We start from the raw sequence: 19,543 nt of genomic DNA on the forward strand, positions 1-19,543 counted from the left end.
CCTCGTTACTGATTACAGTGAACGTTATCGGACTGACTTGTTCATGCCTGTCGATCCATTCTGGCTCCCAAACAGTAGTTGCTTGTTATCTCATCAGCTTCCGATGCTTTTATGAACCAGACAGGATTTTTCCTCTCCTCACTACTGACTACAGTGAACCTTTACTCAGTTCGGCTTCCTGTCCTGCTATCTGATTAACTAGTTTACTGATTACAGTGAACGTGACTGCTGTCTGGGTATCTGCAATGACATTACTGATTACAGTGAACGTTTGGCTCGTTCAGCGTCAGGCATCAGCCAGGCTTTATCGCGTGGGCTTTCTGTATGCGGTTTTCTTCTGCACCATCACGTTAAATTCCTCCGGTTGTAAGTCACCTGATACAGAACTGACTTTGCTGATTACAGTGAACGTTCAGACTCATCAACGCGCTAAGTCCAATTCATTTCCCCCTACTCTCTTACTGTAGATCGATTTCTACTGATTACAGTGAATGTTCTGCTGATTACAGTGAACGCTGCTCGCATTTGAACTGCGTAAATTGCCAGGCCAGAAATAATAATGTGATGAACCTCACCAAAACCCGTGGTGTTACATAAAAACGAAGATTATGTTGAAAGGATAATTTATTGCCTCACGTGCAGGATTTCTGTATAAAGTCATAAATCCTACATGTTTGGAGCAACTATGGCTAACGATGACAAGCAGGTGATGAAGGTTGCACAGCGTTCTGAACGCATGCTGCTGAGCCTCACCGACCAGATTCAGGCGCAAAAGCAGGAACTGCATGAAAATACGTACTATCAGGTTTATGCCAAAGCGGCGTTAGCAAAGTTGCCCAAACTGACACGAGCCAGTGTCGATTACGCTGTAAATGAGATGGAAGAGAGCGGTTATCAGTTTGATAAACGTGCGGCCGGTTCTTCCGTTAAATATGCAATGTCGATTCAGAATATTATCGATATCTATCATCATCGGGGTGTGCCGAAATATCGCGATCGCCACAGTGATGCCTATACCATTTTTGTGGGTAATCTGAAGGGTGGCGTCTCGAAAACGGTTTCTACCGTCTCGCTGGCTCATGCACTTCGTGCCCATCCTCATCTGCTGTTTGAAGATTTGCGTATTCTGGTGATTGACCTTGATCCGCAGTCCTCAGCAACCATGTTTTTAAACCACGAACGTTCAGTAGGGCTGGTGGAAGCGACAGCGGCACAGGCAATGCTGCAGAATGTCACCCGTGATGAGCTGGTGAACGAATTTATCGTTCCATCGATTATTCCGGGTGTGAATGTGCTGCCTGCCTCCATTGATGACGCCTTTATCGCCTCAAGCTGGGACCAGCTTTGCGCTGAGCATCTGCCGCAGCAGAATGTTCATGCCGTGCTGTATGACAACGTCATTGCCAAACTGAAGAAAGATTATGACTTTATCTTTATCGACAGCGGTCCGCATCTTGATGCTTTCCTGAAGAACGCCATTGCGGCCTCTGATCTACTGATGACGCCGGTACCACCGGCTCAGGTCGACTTTCATTCCACGCTTAAATACCTGACGCGTCTGCCTGAACTGATTGCGATTATCGAGGATTCCGGCGCTACCTGTCGCCTGCAGGGCAACATTGGGTTTATGTCTAAGCTCTCGAATAAAGCCGACCACAAGCTCTGTCATAGCCTGGCAAAAGAGATTTTTGGTGGTGACATGCTTGATGCTGCCCTTCCCCGCCTTGATGGTTTCGAACGTTGCGGCGAATCCTTTGATACGGTCATCTCCGCAAATCCTTCGACATACGTCGGCAGCAGCGAAGCGTTGAAAAATGCAAGATCCGCCGCAGAGGACTTCGCAAAAGCCGTCTTTGACCGTATCGAATTTATTCGCCTGAACTGAGGTTTGTATGAGCGCAAAAAGAATTACGATTGGCAGAACCTTCAGCCAGACTCCACTGGAAAATGATACGCCAGATAGCCAGCACAACCAGACATTCGTTCTGGCTACGGGCAAGCGCGCCCTGTTTCGCTTTGAACGTATTGCCGCCAGTGATGTTGAAAACAAAACATTCGTGACGATGGAAACCAATGGCCGCGACCAGGCGGGCCTGACACCCGATTCACTGCGCGACATTATTCGCACCATTAAGCTTCAGCAGTTCTTCCCGGCCATTGGCGTAATGCGCGATGACCGCATTGAGATTCTTGACGGCTCACGTCGGCGTGCAGCTGCGCTTTATTGTAAAACCGGGCTGGACGTACTGGTCACTGATGCCGCTATTAGCGCCGATGAAGCACGCAGACTGGCGCAGGATATTCAGACGGCCCGCGAACATAACCTGCGGGAAGTGGGAATGCGCCTGCTGGCGTTAAAAGAGGGTGGACTGTCGCAAAAAGAGATCGCTGAGAATCAGGGATTATCTCAGGCGAAGGTCACGCGTGCTCTTCAGGCGGCCAGCGTTCCGTCCGATTTAATCTCACTTTTCCCTAATCACGCTGAGCTGACTTATCCTGATTACAAAGCGCTGTTGCAGGCGGCTGACAAATTGAGTGAATCCGGGCAAAGCGTTGAAGCTCTGATTAATTCTATCTCGCGGGAAATAGATGTGGTTTGCGCGCGAGAAGGGCTTGCCGAGGATGAGCTGAAAAATCACATTCTGCGTCTGATTCGCCATGGCAGCCAGACGTTGATGAAAGAGCCTGAGAAAGATAAAACACAGGCGACTGCACTCTGGTCTTTTGCTGATAAAGATCGCTTTGCGCGTAAAAAGATACGCGGCCGGATGTTCAGCTATGAATTTAACCGGCAGTCGAAAGAGTTGCAGGAAGAGCTGGATAAAGTCATTGCCGAGACCCTGAAGAAATATCTCAATCGTTAATTTATACACTTCCAAATCAGCCAGCGTCAGACGCTGGCTTTTTTATTGCCCTGTTAAGCTGAAAGACACTTAAAGATGCATGAAACCCGAATTTCAGGCTGAAATCGCCAGGTTTTCAATGGTGATAATCTTCATAAATAACTGAATTTATTGATATTATGTTAGCAATTCTTCAATCTGATTCCTGTGAAATCGCCATTACTCCTGAACATTTCGCCAGCGTTCCAGACAGCCTTTGAGTCCCTGAATTGTCTGTAATGGAAAAAGCAGATTCAAATTCTGATGTAACCTCCTAAGGGTTCAAATACCCCCCTTTCCATATTCAGCGGTCGCGAATTGCAAGTAAAGATTTTCGGAAGCTGGTTCATTAGTGACCAGTTACTTCTCACCAGACCTCAGTTCCTGCACAACTGCTTCATACCGACAGATGCTTTCTCTGCAAGTCTTTTTACCGTTATGCTAGCCGCCAGCAAGATTTAACGCTTAATCCACTGTTTTTATTTAAAAATATCTGTGAATTTCAGCCCGAAATCGCCACGCTTTCTGCTAAAAACCGTGCTGATTAGCGGATATAAGCGCTTCGTTGAGAACATAATTGCAGCGTAACCGCCTAACAGCAAAGGCATCTTCTCAGAGTGAAAAAAGATACTCAGAAAATATCCCTCACTTATCCACAGAAAAAGTGGATAACTTTCTCAACTGGCTAAAATTATTTTTCTGTTGATGCGAGCGACATAAGCTGGATTGGACAGTGAAGATGCCTGTGATCTGGAATTGGCTACTTCAGACAGATTCACTGTATTGAGTAAAGCAGATGAAAGGTTGTGCTCAACGGCAGAAAACGCTAACCGGGCCACTCAGGAAAGGGACATGACTGACACTAAAACTGTTAACAGTGAATGGGGAGTCAAAGAGGATGAGCAGCACAGATAAATGGCTGGCATGCTCATCAGAATCTGTTGATGCGTAGCCAGTGTTGAGCACGGCAATCGTCATATTGCCTGAGGAGTGCGTATGATGGAGGCGATAACAGGATCGTTATCTGGTGCGGCAAACAACGATACAAAACCGGGCCTGGCCCGGTTTTGTTATAAATCAGGCTTCGAGCCAGGCTGTTATTTGCCTGACCATCGCATCGGCAGAGATGCCATAACGGTCATGCAACGTCGGTAAAGCGCCTGCTGCCAGGAATGCATCCGGCAGGGCAATCTGCTTAAAGCGCGGCGTCACATGGTTCCGCATCAGCAACCCCGCAATCGCCTCGCCTAACCCGCCCGTGATTGAATGATTCTCTGCTGTGATAACCAGCTGGTTATGATGCAGCGCTTCCCCTGCCTCTCGCAGGATTGTCTCTTCATCCAGTGGCTTAATCACAGGAGAGTGCACCACTCCAATCTCAATGCCCTGCTTTTCCAGCACCTCAGCGGCTTCAAGTGCCCGCATGGTCATCAATCCGCTACTGATGATAACCGCATCTTTACCCGTTCGCAGACGCTGGGCCTTGCCGTGCTGATAGCGATAATCATATTTATCCAGCACCAGCGGAACCTTACCGCGCAGCAGACGCAGGTAAACCGGCCCCTGATGTTCGGCAATCGCCGGGATGACCTGGCTAATCTCCAGCGCATCGCAGGGATCGATGATTGTCAGGTTTGGCATACCCCGAAAAATTGCCAGATCGTCAGTTGCCTGATGGCTTGGCCCATAACCGGTGGTCAGACCCGGCAGCGCACAGGCGATTTTGACATTCAGATTCTCTTCGGCGATGGCCATGCAGATAAAATCATAGGCGCGGCGGGAAGCAAACACGGCATAGGTGGTGACAAAAGGCATAAAGCCCTCGCGCGCCATTCCTGCTGCGGCACTCATCAGTAACTGTTCCGCCATTCCCATCTGGTAAAAGCGCTGCGGAAAAGCGTCCGCGAACAGATGCAGGTCGGTGTATTTACTCAAATCTGCCGTCAGACCGACCACATCGGATCGCTGCTCTGCCAGTGACACCAGAGCATGCCCGAACGGAGCTGAAACCGTGGGCTGACCCTCAGCAGCAATCGAGGCGATCATAGCGGAAGTGGTCAGCCGTTTTTTTTGCGGTTGTGAACTCATATCAGACTCCTTGCTCAAGTGCGGTCAGGGCTTTGTCCCACTCATCAGCATCAACACGGATGAAGTGGGTTTTCTCCCGGCTTTCAAGAAATGGCACGCCTTTGCCCATTCGGGTATCGCAGATGATGACGCGTGGCTGCGGTTCAGGCCAGCTGCGGGCTGCGTCAAAGGCTGTCTGTAGCGCAGCGATATCGTTGCCATCTACCCGCTGGGTATACCAGCCAAAAGCCTGCCAGCGATCCACTATCGGTTCGAACGCGAGAATCTCGCTGCTGTGACCGTCAGCCTGCTGATTGTTGACGTCGATAATGGCGATCAGGTTATCAAGCTGCCAGTGTGAGGCTGACATGGCCGCTTCCCACGTTGAACCTTCATTCAGCTCGCCATCAGAAAGCAGGTTATAGATTCGCGCCTGCGAGCCTTTCTGCTTCAGTCCCAGACAGGCTCCCACGGCTATTCCTAATCCATGACCTAATGAACCGCCGGTGATTTCCATGCCCGGGGTATAGGCGGCCATGCCGGACATCGGCAGACGGCTCTCATCGGTGCCATAGGTTTCCCGTTCTTCTTCCGGTATGACGCCCGCTTCCAGTAGCGCGGCGTAAAGCGCGATGGCGTAGTGCCCGATCGACAGGTAAAAACGATCGCGCTCTTCCCACTCAGGCTCATCTGGACGGTAATTCATGGCGTGAAAATAGCTGACAGCGAGTAAATCGGCTGCACCCAGTGCCTGACCGATATAGCCCTGTCCCTGTATCTGCCCCATTAACAAGGCATGACGACGAATATTACGGGCACGCTGCTGCAATGAAAGCGTGTGTGCACTGTGACGAGGGTCAGTCATACAACCTCCTGATTAACGATTAACATCCGCAGCCCGAATACGCAGTACGCATAGCGCACCACCCAGCAGAACGGCAGCGATAAAATACATTCCCGACGCGGGAGAACCGGTTGCGGTAGTGATTGAGCCAATCAGCCACGGTGAGAAAAAACCGGCCAGATTGGCAATACAGTTGACCGCAGCGATGCCTGCGGCAGCCGAGACGCCACCCAGCAGGTTGGTCGGCAGCATCCAGAACAGTGATGAAGCGGAGAGAATGCCCGCAGCGGCAATACAGAGGGAAAACAGTGACAGGGAGACGTTATGGCTAAGCAGCGTCGCCAGCGTCAGTCCGGAGAGGCCGATCAGCATTGGAACAATCAGGTGCCAGCGACGTTCACGATGACGATCGCCACTGCGTCCGGCCAGTAGCATAAAGATAATGGCGCACAGGTACGGCAGACTGGTCAGTAATCCAATATGCAGAGGTTCACTGACGCCTGAATTTCTTACCAGCGTCGGTAGCCAGAACGTTAACGCATACTGTCCCATCACCACACAGAAGTAGATCAGTGCCAGCAGCCACAGGCGACGGTCAGCGACAAAGGCTTTCACCGTGCCATGACAGGCTTTCTGCTGATTGTCTTCGTCGAGATCGGCACGCACGCGGCGTTTCTCATCCTCATCCAGCCAGTCTGCCTGCTCCACCCGATCCTTCAGAACCAGCAGCACTACGAATCCCATAACAAGGGTAGGGATAGCCTCCAGCATAAACATCCATTGCCAGCCCGCCCATCCGTGAAAGCCTGCGAAGGTCGCCATGATCCAGCCAGAGAGCGGGCCGCCAATCATTCCGGAAAGTGGAATCGCGACAAACCAGAGCACCGTCATGCGAGCGCGACGGTGAGAGGGAAACCAGTAGGTCAGATAGAGCAGTAAACCGGGTGCAAGTCCGGCCTCTGCCACACCAAGCAGAAAGCGCAGCAGGTAGAACTGCCATGCGGTTTCTACAAAGGCGAACAGGGCCGAGATTACACCCCAGGTAATCATAATGCGGGCAATCCAGCGGCGTGCACCGACCCGATGCAGGATCAGGTTGCTCGGCACTTCAAAGAAGAAGTAACCGAGGAAAAAGATCCCGGCACCCAGCCCGTACACCGTTTCGCTGAGTGACAAATCATCCATCATCTGTAATTTCGCGAAGCCAACGTTTACACGATCAAGATAGGCACAGAGGTAACAGAGCATCAGCCAGGGCATCAGCCGCCAGGCAATTTTGCGATAGGTGATATCGCGCGCAGCAGAGGCTGCGCTCAGATTAAGCGTGGTCATGGTATTCACTCCCGAAGTTAGCCCGCAAGGCGTGCGGGCAGGGCAGGGCGCTATTTAATGGATCAGCATGCCGCCGTTGACATCCAGCGTGATGCCGGTGAGATAACCGGAGAGATCGCTGGCGAGGAACAGCGCCGCGTTTGCGACGTCGCTGGCGGTTCCCAGGCGGCCAAGAGGTATGCCGTCGAGAATGGCATGGCGGCGTTCATCCTGTAACAGGCCACCGGTGATATCGGTCTGGATAAGACCGGGCGTCAGGGCATTGATACGAATCTGGTCCGGGCCGAATTCGCGCGCCATGGCTTTTGTCAGGCCAAGCACGCCTGCTTTCGCCGCACTGTAGTGCGGACCGCCGAAAATGCCGCCGCCACGCTGAGCTGATACGGATGACAGACAGACAATGCTGCCGCTTTTTTGCCGCTGCATCGTCGGGATAACCGCCTGAGACATCAGCAGCGTACCGCGCAGATTGACATCAAGAATGCGGTTGTAATCTTCGATGCCAATTTCCAGTGTTTTAACCGGCTGAGTGATCCCGGCATTGTTGACCAGCACGTCAATACGGCCGTAGTGCTCAAGTACCTGATCGATAGCACGATGAACAGAAAGCGGATCGGTCACATCGGTGGCCAGGCCAAGATGACCGTCGCCACACGACAGCGCGCTGGCCTGAGCTGCCTGCAGGTCTAAATCAAGCACCACCACGCGCGCGCCATGCTGAGCAAAGCAGGCCGCTGTGGCTCGTCCAATGCCGCGCTTAGATGCGGCACCGGTGATAATCGCAACTTTATTTTCAAGTAACATTGTCCACTCCAGAAGAATAATTATCAGTGGTTCGGTATCGCTACCGGCAGGGTCACAATCAGAATTGATAAAGCGCGTAATATTGGCAATGCAGAAAAATTCATTTGATGCTGAATGAATTTGTTGATTTGATGCAGTTAACAAATCTGCGATTTAAAAATGGGCACACATCACATAATTTCTGTGTGGAGAGGTGGATGGAAAAGCAGTCGGAGCACTTACCTTCAATTAAATCACTGCGGGTTTTTGAGCAGGTGGCCCATTTTGGTAATGTCGCGCGGGCGGCTGAGGAATTAAGTATTACTCCTTCGGCAGCCAGTCATCAGCTGGCCAAACTGGAGCGGGAACTGGGCTGTATTCTGTTTAATCGTTCGGCAAAAGGCGTAACGCTCACGCTGTCGGGGGAACATTACCTCAGGGAGATTGGCCCGATACTGCTGTGCCTGGCGCAGGCCACGGCGCGCATCAGAAACGAGAAAGCACGCAGTAACCTCAGGATCCACTGCGCACCCAGCTTCGGTCTGCTCTGGCTGTTGCCGCGTATCCATAAATTTCGCGACAGCTATCCAGAGTTTCAGCTTACGCTCTCCTGCTCTTATGAAAATCTCTCTTTCAGCCGCGACAATATTGATATAGCAATACGTCACGGCTTCCCGGACTGGAACGCATTTGAGATTAAAACCATCCGCCATGAAAAAATGTCGGTGCTGGCCTCGCCAGACTATCTGAAACAGCATCCTGTCAGTCAGGCCGCAGATTTAATCCATCACGCGCTGATATTATCGGAGTCACCGCTTATTCAATGGCCGCAGTGGTTTGCGGCGCAGCAATTACCTCAGCCGGATAAAGAGTGGTTATTTCGTTTTGACCGCTCTTATATGAGTCTTGAAGCGGCAATGTTAGGCCACGGTCTTATTTTTGAAAGCGAATTGCTGGCGGAGGATTATCTTCGCAGCGGGAAACTGATCAGGGTATTGACTGAACGGGAGAGCCTGCCCGTCAGCGCGCACCATCTGGTCTTTCCGCGTGGATTTGCCCAGTTCCCCCGTGTTGCACATTTCCTGAGCTGGATACAGGAAGAACTCAGAACGTTAATATGATGTTAAAATAACTTCCGTCGCGTCACTATGACGCGGGTTTATTTTTGCTGGTAATTATTCACGCCATAAAAGTCGCATTGCCAAATGCTAACTTTTAAATACCGTCTACACTTCTTTACCCAATCGGTAAATATGTTCCCTTTCTATTCCGTATGAAATTCAATCAAACGGATGTTTAACTTATTAATGGCAGGAATATTATGAGTACAAATACACCAGACGCTGGGGAAGCGGGCGATCACGCGCCTGCGGATACGGTACGCCAGCGCATTTTTTTAGTGGTGCTGGTTGCCACTATGGGCGCGCTGGCTTTTGGCTATGACACCGGGATTATCTCGGGTGCGTTACCTTACATGACTTCGCCACCCGATCAGGGTGGTTTGGGACTGAACTCATTCACAGAAGGGCTCGTCGCCTCTTCGCTGGTGTTCGGTGCCGCTATCGGCTCTTTCCTCAGTGGTTTCTTCTCGGACCGTTTTGGCCGTCGCATTACCCTTCGCACCCTGGCGGTCATTTTTGTACTGGGTTCGCTCGGTACGGCACTGGCACCTTCCGTTAATGTGATGGTGGCCATGCGCTTCCTGCTGGGAATTGCTGTCGGCGGTGGCTCTTCAACCGTGCCGGTGTTTATTGCCGAAATTGCCGGGCCACGTCTGCGTGCGCCGCTGGTGAGCCGCAATGAGCTGATGATCGTCACCGGCCAGCTCATTGCCTATGTCGCCAGTACGCTACTGAGCTATCTGCTACATGATGAGCACCTGTGGCGCTACATGCTGGCGATCGCGATGGTGCCTGGTTTCCTGCTGTTTATCGGCACCTTCTTCGTTCCGGCTTCACCACACTGGCTGGTGGCGGAAGGGCGTCTGAAAGAGGCGAAAAAGATTCTGAAGTATCTGCGTGAAACGCCGCGTGAGGTGCGTCATGAGATGGCACAGATGAAGAAGCAGGCCAGGGCAGCGGAACGCGGGCCGGATGCGAAAACCCTGATTCGTGAGAAGTGGGTTATCCGCCTGATGATTATTGGTGTCGGACTCGGCTTTGTTGCGCAGTTTACCGGCGTTAATGGCTTCATGTATTACACGCCGATCATCCTTAAACAGACCGGACTTGGCACCAGCGCGTCGATTGCCGCGACCATTGGTAACGGCGTGGTTTCAGTGGTGGCAGCGATTGTCGGCATCTGGGCTGTCAGTCGCTTCCCGCGCCGGGCGATGCTGATCACCGGCCTGTGTCTGGTGGTCGCTTCGCAGATTATGCTGGGCAGCGTGATGACCTTTATCGCTCCCAGCCTGATGCAGAGTTACCTCGCCCTGGGCTGTATTCTGCTGTTCCTGTTCTGTATGCAGATGTGCATCTCGCCGGTCTACTGGCTGATGATGTCGGAGCTGTTCCCGATGCAATTGCGTGGTGTTTTAACCGGGAGCGCCGTCTCACTACAGTGGATTTTCAATGCTGTGGTCGCGTTCGGTTTTCCTCCGATCATGGAGTATGCCGGCAGCACGACCTTCTTTATCTTTGCTGCGATTAACGTCGGCTCGCTGATCTTCGTGATGGCGATGGTGCCCGAGACGCGCGGTAAAAGTCTGGAAGAGATTGAGTCACACATGAAAGAGAAGTTTGGTGAAAAGCCGAAGGAGGCTGAAGCCTGCTAACGTCCCTACCGGATTCGGCCCGCCGGCTGAATCCGGTTTCTCTCCCTTCTCTGCCCCCTTGCGTCGTATCCCTTTCTGTCAGTTAAGCCGTTTCATTCACTGTAATCAGCACGATTTTGTAGGAGGGTTTCCGGACATGTCTGGCGATTTCAGGCTGAAATCGCCAGAATCCGGCCTGACCCTCAGATGCCGCTGACGGTTGAAACCGCCGTTTAAGCGAAGCATGACCGCTGACAAAGATTGGAGCTGGCTCTGCGCTATACTCACTTTTCATCTGCTCCGCATGCTGACCGGGATGCACCATGAATATATCAAACTCTGTGGCAGTGGCTGCTGCACTGCTGATTGCCACGCCACTGCATGCTGAAAATGCGCCGGTTTCATCCTGGTGGAATAATTTCACTAACGATGTTGCACAAACCTGGAACGCGCCTCAGCACACCGATCTCTATCTGCCGTTTATTAGCTGGCACGCCCGCTTTATGTATGACAAAGAAAAAACCGATAACTATAATGAGAATCCCTGGGGCGGCGGTCTGGGTGTTTCCCGCTATAGCGACAGCGGCAACTGGAGTGCGCTTTATGCGATGGCGTTTAAAGATTCGCACAATGAGTGGCAGCCCATTGTCGGTTATGGATGGGAGAAGGGATGGTATCCGGGCTCCGGTCAGGACTTCCGGCTTGGTGCCGGATTAACAGCGGGTATCACCGCGCGTGAAGACTTTGGCAACTATATTCCGCTGCCGATTATTTTGCCGCTGTTCTCTGCCGGTTATAAAGCGGTGAATGTCCAGTTCACTTATATCCCCGGCACTTACAATAATGGCAACGTGCTGTTCGCGTGGTTTCGCTATGCCTTTTAATTTTTCAGGAAAGGATTTATGACCCGGAAGTTGAAAACTGTCACGCGCAGACTCTGGCGTTTAACGCTTGTCGTGGGTTTGGTGTTACTGCTGCTACTGATCATTCGCATCTATGAGGCGGAACGTGGCCCGGAATTACATCGCTGGCACACCTGGATCCCGCATGAGCTGACAGCTGAACTGCTCGATAAAGGGGGTTACTCCGATTATCTTAATGCTGAAAATCATCTTTTTGATGAGATGAAGCAGCAGGTCACTGACAAACTGGATGCGGATGAGAAAACCCCGCTCAACCGATATTTCTCCGGCAGCCTGATCTATCCGGGTCATTTTGCGCAGGACTGGAACCGTTCCTATATTCTGCGTCCGGCGGGCACGCCGCGTGGTGCAGTCGTTTTACTGCATGGTCTGACCGACAGCCCTTACAGCCTGCGTCATATCGCAGAAACCTATCGCCAGCAGGGTTATGTGGCCGTAGCAATCAGGTTACCGGGTCACGGCACGGTGCCTGCGGGCCTGACCGATGTGGACTGGCAGGACTGGATGGCGGCTACACGCCTGGCGGTGCGCGAAGCAACCCGACTTGCGGGCACCCGGACACCGCTGCATCTGGTGGGATTCTCCAACGGCGGGGCGCTGGCGGTAAAATATGCGCTCGACAGCCTGGGCGACGCCACGTTGCGTCGTCCGCAGCAGCTGATTCTGTTATCACCGATGATCGGTGTTACCCGTTTTGCGCGGTTTGCCGGGCTTGCCGGACTGCCCTCTGTTTTTCCGGCCTTTTCGAAAACAGCCTGGCTGAATATCGTGCCGGAGTTTAATCCGTTTAAATATAACTCTTTTCCGGTGCACGCTGCCCGGCAGACCTATCTGCTGACGCAGGCGCTACAGAAAGAGATCCAGCACTACGCGCGTAATCAGCAGTTATCCGGCTTCCCGCCAGTACTGACCTTTCAGTCGGTCATGGACTCTACTGTCAGCACGCCGTCGGTAATTCGCTCGTTATACAATTATCTGCCAGAAAACGGCAGTGAGCTGGTGCTGTTTGATATCAATCAGGCCGTCAGCGTCAGCCCGTTATTCCGTCACTCCTCTTACACGGCAGTGAATCAGCTCTTGCCCGCGGCCCGTCGGCATTATTCTTCCACGGTGATCACCAATGCTGCCGCCACGTCGCTGGAAATGGTGACCAAAAGCGTGCCTGCCGGTGAGATTAAGGAGCGAATCCAGCCACTGGCCATCCTCTATCCGGCCGGGCTTTACTCGCTGTCGCACGTGGCGATCCCGTTCCCGGCTGAGGATGGTCTCTACGGCAGTGCACCTGCGAAGAAGAATGAGTTTGGTATCAGTTTTGGTACGTTGTCACTGCGTGGCGAGAGTGCGGTGCTGATTGTGGGACTGGACTCAATTATGCGCGCGACCTCTAACCCGTTTTATCCTTACATGATTAACAGAATCGATCACCACATCGGTTGCAGTGACAAGCCGCAACTGGCGACCTGCCTCAACAGTTTCTGAATCAACCAGGCCCGCATGATGCGGGCCTGGGTTTATATCGCGTTCAGCTTTTCCATGACCTCATCTGACAGGTGCAGGCTGCCACTGGCCAGATTCTCTTTGAGGTGTTCCGGTGAGGAGGTGCCGGGAATCAACAGAATATTGGGCGAGCGCCTCAGCAGCCATGCCAGCGCGACCTGCATCGGCGTCGCATTCAGGGACGCAGCAACGTCATTAAGCTGATCCGACTGTAATGGAGAGAACCCGCCCAGCGGGAAAAACGGCACGTAAGCGATGCCCTGCTGCGCCAGCTGATCCACCAGCTCATCATCCTGTCGATGCGCAAGGTTATACATATTCTGCACGCAGACAATGGGCGTCATCGCCTGGGCTTCAGCGATCTGCGTGGTGGTGACGTTGCTCAGGCCAATATGCCGAATCAGCCCCCGCGCCTGTAATGACAGCAGCGCCTCGAGCTGGGGTGCCAGAGAGCCCTCTTTGGGCTTCGCCGGATGCAGCATACTGCGCAGGTTCACCACTTCAATCACGTCCAGCCCCAGATTGCGCAGATTATCTTCCACCGCCTGAGTCAGCGCTTCAGGTTCCATCGCCGCCAGCCAGCCGCCTTTTGCATCGCGGCGGGCACCCACTTTTGTCACAATTATCAGATCCTGTGGATAAGGATGGAGCGCCTTTTTGATTAACTGATTGGTTTCGTGCGGGCCATAAAAGTCGCTGGTGTCGATATGATTGACGCCAGCCGCGATGGCGTCGCGCAAAACCTGAATTGCCCGGGCTTCATCTTTTACCGGCCCGAACACACCTGGCCCGGCCAGTTGCATTGCGCCGTAGCCGAGACGGTTAACTTCACGATCGCCTAACGGATAAGTCATGGTGATATCTGACATGAAAACCTCCTGCGTGAATGTAGATCAATTGTAACGGTGATTCAGCTGTGCAACTATCCGGTGAAATCAGGACAGACTGTACGGGGTGATGCACAATGGCGATCGATATGGCGCTGCTGGATGCTGTCGTGGCAGTGGCGAAATCCGGAGGATTCCGGGAAGCCGCGCGTATTACAGGCAGCAACGCGTCACGCCTGAGCGATGCGGTGCGGCGGGCAGAACAGCAACTGGGTATCCGACTGTTTCACCGGACGACACGCACGGTAGTACTGACTGAAGCGGGCAGGGCACTGATGGAACGTCTGTTGCCCGCCATGAATGAAGTTAATGCCGCGCTGGATGCGGTGAATCGCTATCGCAACACGCCTGGCGGCACGCTAAGGCTGAATGTCCCGGTCAGTGCCACCCGGCTGGTATTGCCCGGGCTGGTGCCGGAATTTCTGCGGCGTTATCCTGATATCCGGCTGGAAATCGTGGCTGAGAGCAGCGTGCAGGATGTCTTTCGTGACGGCTGCGACGCCGGAATTCGGTATGATGAGCGGCTGGAGCAGGATATGGTGGCGATGCCCATTGGCCCCCGGCAGCAGCGGTTCGCGCTGGCCGCGTCTCCGGCTTATCTTGCGGAATATGGCCGACCCGATCACCCGCGCGATCTGATCCATCATCGCTGTCTGCGTGGCCGTTATGCCAGCGGCATCATGGCTGACTGGACATTCTGCTGCGACGGAGAAGAGATCAGCGTTGAAACCCGCGGGCCGCTGGTGGTGACCGTCGGCGGGGCAATGGATCTGGCTGTAGAGGCCGCGATTGCCGGAAGCGGGGTGATCTATCTGTTTGATGAGTGGCTCAGACCGGCCCTGGACAGCGGCCAGCTGGAACCGCTGCTGCAACCCTGGTGGCTGACCTTTTCCGGCCCGTTGCTTTACTACAACGATCGCCGTCTGATTCCGGCTCCGCTTCAGGCTTTTATCGATTTTGTGCGCGAAACAAACGCGCGCGAAAAACCTGTCAGCTATACCAGCTGAATCCCTGCGGTACCCGTGAAAAACCGGCGTGTCGCAACGCATTAAGCAGCGGTGACTGCGACACCGTTTCACCATCTACCGTCTCCAGCGTAAAACTCGCGGGCTTTTCACGTTTCAGCGCCACACCCAGCGACGCGACTGCGGTCTCAAGTTGTGCGAGGTCGTCGCTGAACGTCAGCAACTCTTTGCCTCCCGGCGTCAGAAAGAGCATCAGCATGCCGCCTGCAATCACGATCCGCGCGCCCTGACGACGCGTCGGGCGTATGCCGCTGGCATGAACCGGCCAGCTCAGCATCGCGCCAAACGGATTCGCGGGATCGAGTGCAGCCAGCGTCACTGCCTCCGTGACATCGGTCGGCGCTTCGGCCAGCGCCCGCAGCTGCTCAATGGTCTGATGGTCAGCAAACTGCGCACCGCCGGACCCGGCGACAAACTGTCCGCGCAGCAGTCGCCCGGCATCTTCCATGCTGCGCAGTACAGACTGTAACGCCGGAAATCCACCGGGGATCTGCTCTGAAACTGCACTGCCTCGCGTGATCACCCCATAACGGTCGAGCAGATTTTCTGCCAGCGAAAGAGCCAGTCGGGCAGGCGCAATCTCCTGCCGGTTAATCTGTGACCAGCGCCCGGCCAGCGTGTTGACCGCTGGACGGCGTGCGGGCAATGCGCCAGGCGTAAAGCGCTGTCCAAAGCGGGTGCGCAGAGTGCGTGCCGGACGTGAACGGGTCACGCCTGGCGTGGTCAGCAGCCCACGTACCGCAATCCAGCTATCCGCCGTGACATAGCCCCGCCACACCAGTTGCCACAGGGCGTCATAGATGTCGGTGGGTTGTGTCTCTGACTGCTCCATCTGCGCCATAATCTCATGAACAAACCACGCGCCACCGCGGCTCAGTGCGTCAAGTGTCGCCTGCTGGATTGGTGTAAGAGGGGGTGTCGCGTCAGTCTCCGGCAGCGTCTCAGCGGCGAATTCTGCCAGGTGAAGCGAGATCAGACCATCATTCTGTCCCAGCGCTTTATGTCCGCACCAGATCACCTCGCCACTGGCTAACAGTTCATCGAGCATCGCAGGCTGATAGTCGGCTATCCTGGCGCGCAGGATTTGTGATTCCCAAAGCGAGGCGGGTAACGGCACACCCGCCAGTTGCTCTATCACCCGCAGCAGCCCGCTGACACCCTGATGCGCGTGGTTAAGCAGGCCGTGCCGCGCCAGCAGCATGCTGACCCAGGCGGCGGGTGAAACCGGCCGGGTTGCTTCGCGTGCTGATTGCAGTGAACGTAAGCGCAAGCGTTTGAAGATCTCTGAGGAAACCCACTCCGTTTCCGATGTGTCGGCTGCCGCACCTGTGTTCAGCAGACTGCCCTGTTGATTCAGGGATAGCAGCACCGCATTCACGACCGCCACGCCCAGACCGAAATGGGTCGCCAGCTGTCTGGCGGTGAACAGCGCATGGGTGCGGGCGTAGCGGTTCACCAGATCGCGTAGTGGATCGGTCTGCGGCTCCAGAAAGGTGTCGGGCAGATCGTCAGGCAGTTCAGTGCCCAGCGCATCGCGCAGGCGAGACGCGTCTTCAACAACTGCCAAACGCTCTTCACCCGCGAGCATCACCGGAATTATTCGCCGGGCAGCAGAAAACAGCGCGACGGCTTCTGCGATTTGCTGGTCATTGCCACTGAACCGCGCCGAAATACCGGCAACGGAGAGCGGGCCGAGGTCACGCAGCAGATCGATGATGCCTTCGGCGTGTTGTGCCTGATAGCGGGAATCAATGCGCTGCAGTTCCTGTACGACCTGCTCAACGACGTCAGGTGCCAGCAAATCACGCTTGCTGGTCTGGCCGAGCAGTTCACCCAGCAGATTGCTGTCGAGCGCCAGCAAAGAGGCACGTCGTTCGGCCTTTGGGGCATCGTTGGCGTAGATAAATTCTGCAACATAGCCAAACAACAGCGGGGCGGCGAAAGGCGAGGGCTGTTCGGTCGTCACCTCGACCAGCTTTACGTTTCCCTGTGCCAGTTGTTCCATCAGCTGGTGCAGGGCGGGCAGATCGTAGACATCCTGCAGGCATTCGCGTGCGGTTTCGATCAGGATGGGGAAATCATCATACTGCCGCGCGACGTCAAGCAACTGACCAGCGCGCAGCCGCTGCTGCCAGAGTGGTAAGCGCTTACCTGGATTGCGCCTCGGCAGCAGCAGCGCGCGTGAGGCACATTCCCGGAAGCGGGCTGCGAACAGTGCCGATTGCCCGACACTCTCCGTAACATCCTGAGTGAGCTGGTCGGCGTCGAACATAAACAGGTCAGCGTCGGGAAGATGCCCTTCGCTGGCGGGAAAGCGGGCTACGATGCCGTCATCACTGGCTGCGACGGAAGCATCAATCCCCATGCGGTGCTGGATCCGGGCAGAAATCGCCAGCGCCCAGGGCGCATTAACCCGTTTTCCCCAAGGTGAGTGCAGGATCACCCGCCAGTCGCCAGTTTCGTCCCGGCAGCGTTCAATCAGTAACGTGCGATCGTCGGGCAGTACGCCAGTTGCGACACGCTGTTCAGCCAGTAAAGCCAGCAGATTTGTCACGGCACGGGCATCCAGCCCCAGCGCGTGCAGCTGTTGTTGCGCATCATCCGGTGAAGCACTGTTCAGGTTACGCAGAAACAGGCCGAGACTGGCACCTGAATCGGCAGAACGGCCAACGCCCTCACCGCGCCAGAACGGCAGACGGGCAGGACGGCCTGGCGCGGGCACCACCAGCACCTGATCGTGCGTGATCTGCTGAATGCGCCACGACGTTGCACCCAGAGTAATGATGTCGTTGACCCGCGATTCATAGACCATCTCTTCATCCAGTTCGCCGACCTGACGAGAGCCTGCCTGCTCTTCGCCTTCGGGCAGGATGACGCTGAACATGCCGCGATCGGGAATGGTGCCGCCGCTGGTCACGGCCAGATTCTGAGCGCCGGGTCGCGCCGTCAGCAGTCCGCTCTGGCGATCCCACACCAGCTTTGGCCGCAGCTGAGCAAAATCATCTGACGGAAACTTACCCGCCAGCATATCAAGTGTGGCATCAAACAGCCGACGCGAGAGAGTGCGGAATGGATCGGCCCGGCAGACCTGTGCATACCAGTCATCGGCCTGTAGCGGATCCATTGCCACAGCCGCCAGCGTCTGCTGCGCCAGAATATCGAGCGGGTTACGGGGCGGAGCCAGCGCATCAAGGTGACCCGCCCGCATCGACTGTAATATCACGGCCGAATCCAGCAGATCGCGCCGGGTACGGGGATACAGGATGCCAGTGGAGATGCCGCCAACCTGATGTCCGGCGCGACCCACACGCTGCAGGGCGCTGGCGACTGACAGCGGAGCGCCCACCTGGATCACCAGATCCACCGGCCCCATATCAATGCCCAGTTCCAGACTGGAGGTCGCCACCACGCAGCGCAGACTGCCCTGCTTCAGGGCAGCTTCGATCTCACCGCGCTGTTCTTTCGAAACGGAACCGTGGTGGGAGCGGGCAATCAGATCGTCGGCGCGCTCTTCATCCTGATTTTCAGCAGAGATCTGCTGCGCCAGATAACGTGCATTGAGCCGTGCCGTCAGCTTTTCTGCCAGACCACGCGAATTCACAAAGACCAGCGTGGCGCGATGGGCCATTACCTGCTGCAGAATGCGCGCCTCGATATGTGGCCAGATCGATCCGCTTGCAGTGCTCGCTTCACCGGTCAGGTCATCGGCGCTGGCAATATCGGTCATATCCTCAACCGGCACTTCGATCGTCAGGTGCAGCGTGCGATCGGCGGCCGGATTTACCACCTGAACCGGCTGACAGCCGCCGAGAAAGGCCGCTACCCGTTCAACCGGTCGCACCGTGGCGGAAAGCCCGATGCGCTGGGCGGGCTGTGGCAGCAGCGCATCCAGCCGCTCCAGGCTCAGCGCCAGCTGGGAACCGCGCTTTGAACCCGCTACCGCATGCACCTCATCGACAATAACCGTGGTGATGCCCTGAAGCGTGGTGCGTGCTTTGGAGGTCAGCATCAGAAACAGCGATTCAGGCGTGGTAATCAGGATATCGGGCGGACGGCGCAACAGCCTGGCGCGCTCTGCGGTGGGGGTATCGCCGGAGCGCATCCCGATATTCAGCGCGATCTCAGGTTCATTCAGCACCTGCCGTTCGGCGTAGACGCCTGCCAGCGGCAGATTCAGGTTGCGCTGCACGTCGGCTGCCAGCGCTTTGACCGGTGAAATATAGAGAATGCGGGTGGTCGTTTCGCGTGTAGGAGTGGGCTGGTCAGTTCTGACCTGAAACAGCGTGTCGATGGCGGTGAGAAAGGCCGCCAGCGTTTTCCCGGAACCGGTAGGCGCAATCACCAGCGCATGCCCTCCGCTGGCAATCGCCTGCCAGGCAGCCTTCTGCACCGGCGTCGGCGCAGCAAAGGCGGCAGAAAACCAGCGTCGGGTGGCGGGTGAAAACCGGGCTAGGACCGTATCAGATTGGGATTTCGACATCATACTCACGGCATCACGCAGAGATTGCGCCTGAAATTAATCCGTTGAGTGTAAGTGAAAATTACCGTTTG

At 54.9% G+C, this 19,543-nt stretch carries 13 protein-coding genes; 7 read left to right on the plus strand and 6 right to left on the minus strand.

Annotation, left to right across the window (positions count from 1 at the left end; translation table 11 throughout):
• Nucleotides 1-685 precede the first annotated feature (685 nt).
• Together EGO56_RS21330 and EGO56_RS21335 are read left to right on the plus strand one after the other, a co-directional pair.
• Complete coding sequence (locus EGO56_RS21330) at nucleotides 686-1,885, plus strand: AAA family ATPase (RefSeq protein WP_135910998.1); 1,200 nt, start codon at nucleotides 686-688, stop codon at nucleotides 1,883-1,885.
• Nucleotides 1,886-1,892: 7 nt separating this feature from the next.
• The gene (locus tag EGO56_RS21335) at nucleotides 1,893-2,864 is read left to right on the plus strand and encodes a ParB family protein (RefSeq protein WP_135910999.1); all 972 of its coding nucleotides are present in this window, start codon (nucleotides 1,893-1,895) and stop codon (nucleotides 2,862-2,864) included.
• A gap of 1,095 nt (nucleotides 2,865-3,959) precedes the next feature.
• On the opposite strand, the gene EGO56_RS21340 is transcribed toward EGO56_RS21335, so the two are convergent.
• The 4 genes from EGO56_RS21340 to EGO56_RS21355 are packed head-to-tail and all read right to left on the minus strand — an operon-like array spanning nucleotide 3,960 to nucleotide 7,929.
• Complete coding sequence (locus EGO56_RS21340; protein WP_135911000.1) at nucleotides 3,960-4,970, minus strand: transketolase family protein; 1,011 nt, start codon at nucleotides 4,968-4,970, stop codon at nucleotides 3,960-3,962.
• A gap of 1 nt (nucleotide 4,971) precedes the next feature.
• The gene (locus EGO56_RS21345; protein ID WP_135911001.1) at nucleotides 4,972-5,814 is read right to left on the minus strand and encodes a transketolase; all 843 of its coding nucleotides are present in this window, start codon (nucleotides 5,812-5,814) and stop codon (nucleotides 4,972-4,974) included.
• A 12-nt stretch (nucleotides 5,815-5,826) separates the two neighbouring features.
• Nucleotides 5,827-7,125, minus strand: a complete 1,299-nt coding sequence (locus EGO56_RS21350; RefSeq protein ID WP_135911002.1) for an MFS transporter — start codon at nucleotides 7,123-7,125, stop codon at nucleotides 5,827-5,829.
• Nucleotides 7,126-7,179: 54 nt separating this feature from the next.
• Nucleotides 7,180-7,929: an SDR family NAD(P)-dependent oxidoreductase gene (locus EGO56_RS21355; RefSeq protein WP_135911003.1), complete on the minus strand. Its 750-nt coding sequence runs from the start codon at nucleotides 7,927-7,929 to the stop codon at nucleotides 7,180-7,182.
• A 197-nt stretch (nucleotides 7,930-8,126) separates the two neighbouring features.
• Between EGO56_RS21355 and EGO56_RS21360 the strand changes: the two genes are divergently transcribed.
• The 4 genes from EGO56_RS21360 (at nucleotide 8,127) to EGO56_RS21380 (ending at nucleotide 13,062) form a co-directional block, all read left to right on the plus strand.
• Nucleotides 8,127-9,029 (plus strand): LysR substrate-binding domain-containing protein, encoded by a 903-nt coding sequence (locus EGO56_RS21360; RefSeq protein ID WP_135911048.1) that lies wholly within the window; start codon nucleotides 8,127-8,129, stop codon nucleotides 9,027-9,029.
• Nucleotides 9,030-9,229: 200 nt separating this feature from the next.
• On the plus strand, nucleotides 9,230-10,681 hold the full coding sequence (locus EGO56_RS21365) for a sugar porter family MFS transporter (RefSeq protein WP_135911004.1): 1,452 nt from the start codon (nucleotides 9,230-9,232) through the stop codon (nucleotides 10,679-10,681).
• Between the two features lie 302 nt (nucleotides 10,682-10,983).
• Nucleotides 10,984-11,544: a lipid IV(A) palmitoyltransferase PagP gene (gene pagP, locus EGO56_RS21375; RefSeq protein ID WP_135911006.1), complete on the plus strand. Its 561-nt coding sequence runs from the start codon at nucleotides 10,984-10,986 to the stop codon at nucleotides 11,542-11,544.
• Nucleotides 11,545-11,562: 18 nt separating this feature from the next.
• Nucleotides 11,563-13,062 carry an alpha/beta hydrolase gene (locus EGO56_RS21380; protein ID WP_135911007.1) on the plus strand — a complete coding sequence of 500 codons (1,500 nt, stop codon included), beginning with the start codon at nucleotides 11,563-11,565 and terminating at the stop codon, nucleotides 13,060-13,062.
• A gap of 32 nt (nucleotides 13,063-13,094) precedes the next feature.
• Here EGO56_RS21380 and EGO56_RS21385 read toward each other — a convergent pair whose 3' ends face one another.
• On the minus strand, nucleotides 13,095-13,949 hold the full coding sequence (locus EGO56_RS21385; protein WP_135911008.1) for an aldo/keto reductase family oxidoreductase: 855 nt from the start codon (nucleotides 13,947-13,949) through the stop codon (nucleotides 13,095-13,097).
• A gap of 95 nt (nucleotides 13,950-14,044) precedes the next feature.
• On the opposite strand from EGO56_RS21385, the gene EGO56_RS21390 reads away from it, so the two are divergent.
• Nucleotides 14,045-14,974, plus strand: coding sequence for a LysR family transcriptional regulator (locus tag EGO56_RS21390; protein WP_135911009.1), 930 nt, complete (start codon nucleotides 14,045-14,047; stop codon nucleotides 14,972-14,974).
• On the opposite strand, the gene EGO56_RS21395 is transcribed toward EGO56_RS21390, so the two are convergent.
• Entirely contained in the window at nucleotides 14,958-19,475 is a 4,518-nt protein-coding gene (locus tag EGO56_RS21395; RefSeq protein WP_167493467.1) for an ATP-dependent helicase, read from the minus strand. The two genes, EGO56_RS21390 and EGO56_RS21395, sit on opposite strands and share 17 nt — an antisense overlap.
• Nucleotides 19,476-19,543: the final 68 nt, after the last annotated feature.

This window comes from Pantoea vagans (assembly GCF_004792415.1).
Lineage (GTDB): Bacteria > Pseudomonadota > Gammaproteobacteria > Enterobacterales > Enterobacteriaceae > Pantoea > Pantoea vagans.